The sequence below is a fragment of the Geobacillus sp. ZGt-1 genome (genome assembly GCF_001026865.1).
GTDB classification, from domain to species: Bacteria; Bacillota; Bacilli; order Bacillales; family Anoxybacillaceae; genus Geobacillus; species Geobacillus thermoleovorans.
The window spans coordinates 534,259-544,884 of the sequence record NZ_LDPD01000023.1 but is presented as its reverse complement, the minus strand read 5'-3'; the positions used below and the strand labels follow the sequence as shown (position 1 = coordinate 544,884).

8 protein-coding genes and 2 pseudogenes are annotated in these 10,626 nt (G+C 53.4%); all 10 read left to right on the top strand.

All coding sequences use genetic code 11. The features are described from left to right. Nucleotides 1-60 precede the first annotated feature (60 nt). Nucleotides 61-802: pseudogene (gene ilvC, locus VU18_RS11505) on the top strand (ketol-acid reductoisomerase); the annotation flags it as partial. Nucleotide 803: 1 nt separating this feature from the next. Further along, nucleotides 804-1,086, top strand: a pseudogene (locus tag VU18_RS20240) (ketol-acid reductoisomerase); the annotation flags it as partial. Beyond that, the gene (locus VU18_RS11500; protein WP_011232134.1) at nt 1,073-2,620 is read left to right on the top strand and encodes a 2-isopropylmalate synthase; all 1,548 of its coding nucleotides are present in this window, start codon (nt 1,073-1,075) and stop codon (nt 2,618-2,620) included. The pseudogene VU18_RS20240 and the gene VU18_RS11500, both read left to right, overlap by 14 nt. Before the next feature lie 17 nt (nt 2,621-2,637). Continuing rightward, the gene (leuB, locus tag VU18_RS11495; protein ID WP_047758130.1) at nt 2,638-3,753 is read left to right on the top strand and encodes a 3-isopropylmalate dehydrogenase; all 1,116 of its coding nucleotides are present in this window, start codon (nt 2,638-2,640) and stop codon (nt 3,751-3,753) included. Nucleotides 3,754-3,773: 20 nt separating this feature from the next. Continuing rightward, a complete protein-coding gene (gene leuC, locus VU18_RS11490; protein ID WP_047758129.1) occupies nt 3,774-5,189 on the top strand; it encodes a 3-isopropylmalate dehydratase large subunit in 1,416 nt (471 codons plus the stop codon). A gap of 96 nt (nt 5,190-5,285) precedes the next feature. Then, nucleotides 5,286-5,879, top strand: coding sequence for a 3-isopropylmalate dehydratase small subunit (leuD, locus tag VU18_RS11485; RefSeq protein ID WP_033010632.1), 594 nt, complete (start codon nt 5,286-5,288; stop codon nt 5,877-5,879). Nucleotides 5,880-6,175: 296 nt separating this feature from the next. Next, nucleotides 6,176-7,159: a M48 family metallopeptidase gene (locus tag VU18_RS11480; protein WP_047758128.1), complete on the top strand. Its 984-nt coding sequence runs from the start codon at nt 6,176-6,178 to the stop codon at nt 7,157-7,159. Between the two features lie 166 nt (nt 7,160-7,325). Beyond that, nucleotides 7,326-8,612 carry a trigger factor gene (gene tig, locus VU18_RS11475; RefSeq protein WP_047758127.1) on the top strand — a complete coding sequence of 429 codons (1,287 nt, stop codon included), beginning with the start codon at nt 7,326-7,328 and terminating at the stop codon, nt 8,610-8,612. A 229-nt stretch (nt 8,613-8,841) separates the two neighbouring features. Further along, nucleotides 8,842-10,107 carry an ATP-dependent protease ATP-binding subunit ClpX gene (gene clpX / locus VU18_RS11470; RefSeq protein WP_047758126.1) on the top strand — a complete coding sequence of 422 codons (1,266 nt, stop codon included), beginning with the start codon at nt 8,842-8,844 and terminating at the stop codon, nt 10,105-10,107. 146 nt (nt 10,108-10,253) lie between these two features. Next, nucleotides 10,254-10,626, top strand: a 373-nt coding sequence (locus VU18_RS11465) for an ATP-binding protein (RefSeq protein ID WP_047758125.1), incomplete at its 3' end; no start/stop codon positions are given.

Genomic DNA, 10,626 nt, shown 5'->3' with positions numbered 1-10,626 from the left:
CAAACAAGGGGCAGCCAAGCGTAGGGATTGTCAAACTACAGAACAAAGGAGAGGGTAATCATGGCAAAAGTCTACTATAACGGGGATGCAAACGAACAATATTTGCAAGGGAAAACGGTCGCGATCATCGGCTACGGCTCGCAAGGCCACGCCCATGCGCAAAACTTGCGCGACAGCGGCGTTCGCGTCATCGTCGGACTGCGAAAAGGAAAATCGTGGGAGCAGGCAGAACAAGACGGGTTTGAGGTGTATTCAGTCCGCGAAGCGGCGAAGCAGGCTGATATCGTCATGGTGCTGCTGCCGGATGAGAAGCAGCCGGCCGTGTACAAAGAGGAAATCGAGCCGGAACTCGAGCCAGGCAATGCGCTTGTGTTTGCGCACGGCTTTAACATCCATTTCAGCCAAATCGTCCCGCCGAATCATGTTGACGTCTTCTTGGTTGCGCCGAAAGGCCCAGGCCATCTCGTGCGGCGCACATATACGGAAGGAGCGGGCGTGCCGGCGCTCATCGCCGTCTACCAAGATGTGACCGGACACGCGAGAGAAACGGCGCTCGCCTACGCGAAAGCGATCGGCGCTGCTCGAGCTGGGGTGTTGGAGACGACGTTCAAAGAAGAGACGGAAACCGACTTGTTCGGTGAACAAGCGGTGCTGTGCGGTGGGCTGACGGCGCTCATCAAAGCCGGGTTTGAAACGCTCATTGAAGCCGGGTATCAGCCGGAAGTCGCCTATTTTGAGTGTTTGCATGAGATGAAGCTCATCGTCGATCTCCTTTACGAAGGCGGTTTGTCGTGGATGCGCTNTTCGATTTCCGATACGGCGCAATGGGGCGACTTTATCACCGGCCCGCGCATTATTAACGACGCTGTGAAAGCGGAAATGAAAAAGGTGCTCGATGACATTCAAACGGGCAAATTCGCGAAGAGCTGGATTTTGGAAAACCAAGCGAACCGTCCGGAGTTCAACGCCATCAACCGGCGTGAGAATGAGCATTTGATTGAGATTGTCGGACGCGAACTGCGAAGCATGATGCCGTTTGTGAAGGCAAAACAAGTCGAGGCGGTGGTGCCAGGTGCGAAAAATTAAGTTTTTTGATACCACATTGCGTGACGGGGAACAATCTGCTGGTGTGAACTTGAATTTGCAAGAAAAGTTGGAAATTGCCCGTCAGCTTGAACGGCTGCGGGTTGACATCATCGAGGCGGGTTTCCCCGCCTCATCGAAAGGCGATTTTGAGGCGGTCAAACAAATCGCCGAAACGGTGAGAACATGCTCGGTCACCGGGCTGTCGCGCTCGGTCCGAAGCGATATTGATGCGGCGTGGGAGGCGTTAAAAGGCGGCGCGGAGCCGCGGCTCCACCTATTCATCGCCACCTCGCCGATCCATATGGTGCATAAATTGCGGATGACGCCGGAACAAGTGATTGAAGCGGCGGTTGAGGCGGTGAAATACGCGAAGCGCTTTTTCCCGATCGTCCAATGGTCGGCGGAAGATGCGTGCCGAAGCGAGCTGCCGTTTTTGGCGAAAATCGTCGCCGAAGTGATCAAAGCCGGCGCCTCGGTCATCAACATCCCGGATACGGTCGGCTATATTACGCCGAAAGAATACGGGGAAATTTTCCTCTATTTGCAAAACAATGTTCCGAATATTGAAAATGTTTCACTCTCCGCTCATTGTCATGATGACTTGGGCATGGCGGTGGTGAACTCGTTGTCGGCCATTGAGCATGGGGCGACGCAGGTCGAGTGCACGATCAACGGCATCGGCGAGCGGGCCGGCAACGCGGCGCTTGAGGAGATCGCCGTCGCCCTTCACATTCGCAAAGATTATTATCAAGTGGAAACGCGCCTCAATTTGCAAGAAATTAAGCGCACAAGCAATCTTGTCAGCAAGCTGACCGGGGTCGTCGTTCCACCCAACAAAGCGGTCGTCGGCAAAAACGCGTTTGCGCATGAATCGGGCATCCATCAAGACGGCGTCTTAAAAGAAAAAACGACATACGAAATCATTTCGCCGGAGCTCGTCGGCGTGCCGTCGAATTCGATGGTGCTCGGCAAACATTCCGGCCGCCATGCGCTTCGCAACCGGGTTGAGGAGCTCGGCTACACGTTGTCCGATGAAGAGATCAATCAGCTGTTTGTCCGTTTTAAAGAACTGGCGGACAAAAAGAAGGATATTACCGACGACGATTTAATCGCGTTGATTTTCGAAGAGAAGTTCGACCACTTCAAAGATTTTTATCAATTGTCTTCCATTCAAGTGCAATACGGGACGAATCAAATTCCGACAGCGGTCGTGGTACTGAAAGACGGGAAGGGGAATGAAATCCAAGAAGCGGCGACCGGCGCCGGCAGCGTCGAGGCGCTGTACAATACATTGGAACGTTGCTTCCAAACGCCGGTGACGCTGCTTGACTACCGGATCGAATCGGTCGGCGGCGGCCGCGATGCGTTGGCCCAAGTGTTCGTCAAAGTGCGCGCCCATGACATCGAGACGAGCGGGCGCGGCACTGCACAAGACGTGTTGGAAGCATCGGCGAAAGCGTACATCAACGCCATCAACCGTGTGTTTATGATCGAAGCGATGCGCGGCGAAAACGAGAAAGTGGCAACACCATAAAAACGGGGGGATTCAGAATGGGAAACTATCGGATTGCCGTCTTGCCAGGGGATGGCATCGGCAAAGAAGTGACGTCCGGAGCGGTCGAGGTATTAAAAGCGGTCGGCATCCGGTTTGGCCACGAGTTTACGTTTGAATATGGATTGATCGGTGGAGCGGCGATCGATGAGGCGGGGACGCCGCTCCCCGAGGAAACGCTCCGCCTTTGCCGAGAAAGCGATGCGGTGCTGCTTGGGGCGGTCGGCGGTCCGAAGTGGGATGACAACCCTCCGCATTTGCGCCCGGAAAAAGGATTGCTTGCCATTCGCAAGCAGCTCGACTTATATGCCAACTTGCGGCCGGTTGTTTGCTATGACAGTTTGGTTTCCGCTTCGCCGTTAAAACCGGATCTCGTGCAAGGCGTCGATTTTGTCATCGTCCGCGAGCTGACCGGCGGCATTTACTTCGGCCAGCCGAGCGGCCGCGTCGTCGAAAACGGCGAAGAAAAAGCAGTGGACACCTTGTTATATAAAAAGGAAGAAATTGAGCGGATCGTCCGCATGGCGTTTATACTCGCACGCGGGCGGAAGAAAAAAGTGACTTCGGTCGACAAGGCGAACGTCCTTTCGTCAAGCCGTCTATGGCGGGAAGTGGCCGAAGAGGTGGCGAAGGAATTTCCGGACGTCACGCTTGAGCATATGCTTGTTGACAATGCCGCGATGCAGCTCATCCGCGCGCCGAAGCAGTTTGATGTCATTGTGACAGAAAACATGTTTGGCGATATTTTGAGCGACGAGGCCTCGATGCTGTCCGGTTCGCTCGGGATGCTGCCGTCAGCCAGCTTATCCGCTTCCGGGCCGAGTTTGTATGAGCCGGTTCACGGCTCGGCGCCTGATATTGCCGGTATGAACAAAGCCAATCCGATTGCCGCGATTTTGTCGGCCGCGATGATGCTTCGCCTGTCGTTCGGGCTCACTGCGGAAGCGGAGGCGGTCGAGCACGCGGTGCGGCAGGTGCTCGATCAAGGCTTGCGCACTGCGGATTTGGCGCCAAGCGGCGTCCGCATCGTATCCACGAACGAAATGGTCGAAGAAATCAAAGCGGAGGTGCTGGATTATACGACCATTGCTCAAATTAGGACCGTTTATGCCTAAGACGTGCGAGGTGAAAACCAATGAAGCCGAAAACGATCATCGATAAAATTTGGGAAAACCACGTCGTCTACCGTGAGGAGGGCAAACCGGATTTATTGTACATCGATTTGCACTTAGTGCATGAAGTGACCTCGCCGCAAGCGTTTGAAGGATTGCGGCAAAAAGGGCGGAAGGTGCGGCGGCCGGATTTGACGTTTGCGACGATGGACCATAACGTGCCGACCGTTAACCGATTTGTGATTACCGACGAAGTGGCGCGCAACCAAATCGCTGCGCTTGAGCGCAACTGCCGCGAGTTCGGCATCCCACTGGCAGATTTGCATAGCGAAGAGCAAGGAATCGTGCACGTCATCGGTCCGGAGCTCGGCTTGACCCAACCGGGGAAAACGATCGTTTGCGGCGACAGCCATACGTCGACGCACGGGGCGTTTGGCGCGTTGGCGTTTGGCATCGGCACAAGCGAGGTCGAGCACGTGCTGGCGACGCAAACGCTTTGGCAGCATAAGCCGAAAACGCTGCAAATCTGCATCAACGGCCGCCTCGGCAAAGGGGTGACCGCCAAAGATGTCATCTTGGCCATTATCGGCCGCTATGGCGTTGGCGTCGGCACCGGCTATATTATTGAGTTTACCGGTGAGGCGATCCGTCGCATGTCGATGGAAGAACGGATGACGATTTGCAACATGTCGATTGAAGCGGGGGCGAGAGCCGGGCTCATCAGCCCGGATGAAACGACATTCGCCTATTTGCGCGGCCGCAAATATGCGCCAAAAGGCGAAGCGTTTGAGCAAGCGGTCGAACGGTGGCGGGCGCTTGCAAGCGATGAGGGGGCGGAATACGACAAGACGATTGAAATCGACGCGTCGACGATCGCCCCGATGGTGACATGGGGTACAACCCCGGCGATGAGCACATCGGTCGATGGCGTCGTGCCGCATCCCGAGCAGTTTGAAAGCAAAACAGAGCAAAACGCGGTGCGCCGGGCGCTCGAGTATATGGGCTTGAAACCGGGAATGGCGATCACCGATATTCCGGTGCAGCACGTTTTTATCGGCTCATGTACGAACTCGCGCATCAGCGATTTGCGGGCGGCAGCGGGCATTGTCAAAGGAAAAAAAGTCGCTCCGGGCGTGCGCGCGCTCGTTGTGCCGGGGTCGCAGCAAGTGAAAAGACAGGCGGAAGAAGAGGGGCTTGCGCAAATTTTCATCGATGCCGGTTTTGAATGGCGTGAGGCTGGCTGCAGCGCCTGTTTGGGCATGAACTCGGACATCATCCCAGAAGGCGAGCACTGTGCGTCAACGTCGAACCGCAACTTTGAAGGGCGGCAAGGAAAAGGAGCGCGCACGCATCTCGTCAGCCCGGTGATGGCCGCGGCGGCTGCGATTTACGGACATTTTGTCGACGTGCGCCAGCTTGAAGCTGAGCCGGTCTGTTAAATTGACGATCGTGATGGCAAAAGAGGCGGCGCGGCATCCTAGGAAGCCGAGCTCCTTTGCCATCAGTGACATCCATAACGGAAGGGGGAAAGGACGATGAAGCCGTTTACGATCCATCGCGGAAAAACCGCCGGCATCGATCGTGCGAATATTGATACCGATCAAATCATTCCAAAGCAGTTTTTGAAACGGATTGAACGCACCGGCTTTGGCCAGTTTCTCTTTTACGATTGGCGGTATTTGAGCGATGGCACGCCAAATCCGGAGTTTGAGCTGAATCGCCCGGAGAACGAAGGAGCGACGATTTTGATCGCCGATGAAAACTTCGGATGCGGCTCGTCGCGCGAGCACGCGCCGTGGGCGCTGCAAGATTACGGATTTCGCGCGATCATCGCCCCGTCATTTGCTGATATTTTTTACAATAACTGTTTAAAGAATGGACTGCTGCCGATCCGGCTCGATCGGGAAGATGTCCGCTACTTATTGCGCCAAAGTGAGCGCGCTGACTATGAGTTGACGGTGTCGCTTGAAGAGCAGCGCGTGTTCGATGACGAAGGGTTTTCGCGTCCGTTTGACATTGACCCGTATCGGAAGCAGCTGCTGTTAAAAGGATGGGATGAAATCGATTTGACGTTTGTATATGAACCTTACATTGCCGCGTACGAACAAAAACATTGCCCGCGGCCGTAGCCGTTATGCGTTTGGCGCGGCAAGGCGGGATGGACGAAGGGTGTCCCAAAAGCGACGGGGCGCCCTTTTTATCGTCCGTTCACGCGCTGGCGCTTCCGTAAGCGAGTCGATCGTCAAAAGGGAAATGTGCCCTCTTACAACGTTTTTTCCATTCAGAAATATCGCGGCGCCACATCTTCCCGCGATCTCTCCTCAATCCGGCGAATCCGTCATTTTTCCCGGCCTTTCGGGCTATATTTGCCTCCCGTCTGACGGGGTCTCCTCGCCAAAGATGATGAAAATAGGAGCGGGCGAAGATGGGAAACGAAAAAAAAGGAAAAATCATTATGTTTCCACAAACAAAGGAACGGCTGATCGAAGAAGCGTTTATGGCGCTTGAGGCGAAGCGGTACAAGGAAGCGTTCCGCTTTTTGCGCGCCGCCGAGCAGCTCGGCGACAGCAGCTTTCCGGTTCGGCTCGGGCTCGCTGTTTGCTGCTACGAGCTCGGGGAGCACGACGAAGCCGAATGGCGCTTGGCGGCTTTGCTTGAGGAACAACCGGACAACAGCGAACTGTTGCAGATGTATATTGCGCTTTTGTTGCAGACGAACCGGTACAGCGAAGCGGAAGCAGCCATTCGCGCCGCTTTGCAGCGTCCTTCGCTTTCCGTTTCGCTGCGCGGACAGCTTCGCCAGCTTCTCCGCTTCAGCGAAAAAATGAGCGCTCGCCCGCTGCCGCCTGCCGAATGGAAACAAGCTAAGCGGCTGCTTGAGTCAGGGGACATCGCCGAGCAAATGCAGCTTATCAGGCAGTTGGAAAAAGAAGAAATCAGCCCCGTATTGCCGCTGCTTAAGCAATATTTGCGCGAGCCGGACAAAAGCCCGATGGCCAAAACGATGCTGCTTCGCCTGCTGACCGTCAAACGGGTCGACGAAGCGGTGACAGTCGAAAAATTCGGCCGCCGCATTGACGTGGTGCCATCCGCGCTAAACGAGCAGACGGAGACGGAGTTTGCTTCCATGTTGCTTCGCCTGCTGGAACAGCGGCTTTCTGCAGACAGCCCGAGCCTATATGAGGCAGCGGCGGAAATTTGGCTCCGTTATGCCTACATCTTATATCCGTTTCCACCGGAGCCCGACAATGCCGAGGCATGGATGGCTGCCCTTCACTGGATGGCGAGCCGGTTTCAAGGCATCGACGTCGAAACGAATGACGTGGCGGCTCGCTACGGTGTCACAGAAGCGGAGATGGCGGAACTTTGCAAAAAGTTGCATGAGGTAGAGAAACTTTCCTTTTTTTAAATAGAGGGTTCGATGTTGAAACATGGCTTTCATATGTTATAATATAATGGCTGTGCTATGTATCTGTTTTCGCATACTTGCTACATAATCAGAGCATAATAAGAGGATAATGGACAAGCGGATGGCATGATGGATCCGCGCAATGATTTTAGTTGGAGGGAACAGTATGTCAGTCAAATGGGAAAAGCTCGAAGGAAATGAGGGCGTATTGACGGTTGAAGTCGACGCCGAGCAAGTGAACAAAGGCTTGGATGCCGCATTTAAAAAAGTGGTGAAAAATATTGCGCTGCCGGGCTTCCGCAAAGGGAAAGTGCCGCGCGTCCTGTTTGAAAAACGGTTTGGCGTTGAGGCGCTCTATCAAGACGCGCTCGATATTTTGCTGCCGGAAGCGTATGCGAAAGCGGTCGAAGAAGCAGGCATTGAACCAGTGTCGATGCCGGAAATCGACATTGAGCAAATGGAAAAAGGGAAAAGCCTGATTTTTAAAGCGAAAGTGACGGTAAAACCGGAAGTGAAGCTCGGCCAATACAAAGGGCTTGAAGTGGAAAAAATGGATACAACCGTGACGGACGAAGATGTCGAAAACGAATTGAAACGTTTGCAAGAAAATTACGCCGAACTCGTCGTGAAAGAAGACGGAACGGTGGAAAACGGCGATACGGTCGTCATCGATTTCGAAGGGTTTGTCGACGGCGAGCCGTTTGAAGGCGGCAAGGCGGAAAACTATTCGCTCGAAATCGGTTCAGGCACCTTTATCCCGGGGTTTGAAGAACAGCTTGTCGGTATGAAAGCCGGCGAAGAAAAAGAAATTCAAGTGACGTTCCCGGAAGAATACCACGCTGAGCAGCTGGCCGGCAAACCGGCGACGTTCAAAGTGAAAGTGCATGAAGTGAAAGCGAAGCAATTGCCGGCTTTGGACGACGAGTTTGCGAAAGACGTCGATGAAGAAGTTGAAACGCTTGACGAACTGAAAGCGAAAATCCGCGCCCGTCTGGAAGAAGCGAAAAAGAATGAAGCGGAAACGGCGTTGCGCAATGCGGTCGTCGAAAAAGCGGCAGCCAATGCGGAAATCGATATTCCGGCTGTCATGGTGCAAAACGAGACGGACCGGATGCTTCGCGAATTTGATCAACGACTGCAAATGCAAGGGCTGAACTTGCAGCTGTACTATCAATTCTCAGGTCAGGATGAAGCGGCGCTGCGTGAGCAAATGAAAGAAGATGCCGAAAAACGGGTGCGTGCGGCCTTGACGCTCGAAGCGATCGCCAAAGCAGAAAACATCGAGGTAACCGATGAAGAGGTGGAGGAAGAACTCCAAAAAATGGCGGAAGCCTACAACTTGAGCGTGGACAAGTTAAAAGAGCTGCTCGGCAGCTTGGATGGCGTCAAAGAAGATTTAAAATGGCGGAAAACGATCGATTTTCTTGTGGAGCACAGCACGGTTGCGGCATAATAATAAAGGTAGAAGGAACAAGGCGCGAGACGTTCGTGCCTTGTTCTTTATCTCAGTCATTGGCGCCTGGAGGTAATTTTTCAAACTTTTCTAACACATTACAGGTTTTTCATTCGCTTTTTTTGACGCATGTATGGTAAAATAGCGAATACATAAGTTTTTTGCAACATGGGATGGCGAGACATGATACATAACGCAAGTGCGATTTTGTTAGCAAGGGGTGAATGACATGTTTAAATTTAATGATGAAAAAGGGCAGCTAAAGTGTTCGTTTTGCGGCAAAACGCAAGACCAAGTGCGCAAGCTCGTCGCCGGCCCGGGCGTTTACATTTGTGATGAATGCATTGAATTGTGCACGGAGATCGTCGAGGAAGAGCTTGGAAACGAGGAAGAATTTGAATTTAAAGACGTGCCGAAGCCGATGGAGATCAGGGAAATTTTAGATGAATACGTCATCGGCCAAGATGAGGCGAAAAAATCGCTCGCCGTTGCGGTTTACAACCATTATAAACGGATCAATTCCGGCAGCAAAATCGATGATGTCGAGCTGTCGAAAAGCAACATTTTGATGATCGGGCCGACCGGGAGCGGGAAAACGCTGTTGGCGCAAACATTGGCGCGCATTTTAAACGTGCCGTTTGCCATCGCCGATGCGACATCGCTCACGGAGGCAGGCTATGTCGGCGAGGACGTCGAAAACATTTTGCTGAAGCTCATCCAAGCGGCCGATTATGATGTGGAACGGGCAGAAAAAGGCATTATTTATATCGATGAAATCGATAAAATCGCCCGTAAATCGGAAAACCCTTCCATCACCCGCGATGTTTCCGGTGAAGGGGTGCAACAGGCGCTGCTCAAAATTTTGGAGGGAACGATCGCCAGCGTTCCACCGCAGGGCGGCCGCAAACATCCGCATCAGGAGTTCATCCAAATCGACACAACGAACATTTTGTTCATTTGCGGCGGGGCGTTTGATGGCATCGAGCCGATCATTAAGCGCCGCCTCGGCAAAAAAGTGATCGGATTCGGTGCGGAAATGAACCAAGCCGATGTTGATGAGAAAAACTTGCTGTCGAAAGTGCTGCCGGAAGACTTGCTCAAGTTCGGGCTTATTCCGGAGTTCATCGGCCGTCTGCCGGTCATTACGACGCTTGAGCCGCTTGACGAACAGGCGTTGATCGATATTTTGACGAAGCCGAAAAACGCGATCGTGAAACAATACCAAAAAATGCTGGAGCTTGACGGCGTTGAACTCGAGTTTGAAGAAGCGGCGCTCCGGGAAATCGCGAAAAGAGCGATCGAACGGAAAACAGGTGCGCGCGGCCTCCGTTCGATCATCGAAGGAATTATGCTCGATGTCATGTTTGAGCTTCCATCGCGCGAAGATGTGCAAAAATGCATCATTACGCTCGATACCGTGCGCGGCACAAAACCGCCGAAACTCGTCCGCCACGACGGCACGGTCATTGAGCATGAACGGAAAACATCCGCTTAATCAAGAAACCGCCATAAACGGCGGTTTCTTTTTTTTGGCCGGCGCCATGCCCCGGGCGCCGGCCGGCGCTTTTTTGTTTATTCCCGCCAGTTCGCGGGGATACTATCATACTACATACTAAATCGAAGTCAGGAGGATGTCGGGGCATGAACTGGACGAACATCGTGCTTGTCATTCAGCTGTTTTTCGGCGTCATTATCGGCCTTTACTTTTGGAACTTGTTAAAAGGACAGCGCGTACAAAAGGTATCGATCGATAAAGAGTCGCGCAAAGAGATGGAGCAGCTCCGTAAACTGCGGTCCATTTCTCTTACCGAACCGCTTGCTGAAAAGGTGAGGCCGAAAAGTTTTGACGATATCGTCGGCCAGGAAGACGGCATTAAGGCGCTGAAAGCCGCGCTATGTGGGCCGAATCCGCAGCATGTCATCATTTACGGCCCGCCTGGCGTCGGCAAAACGGCAGCCGCCCGGCTCGTGTTGGAAGAAGCGAAAAAAAACCCGCTTTCTCCGTTCAAAAAAA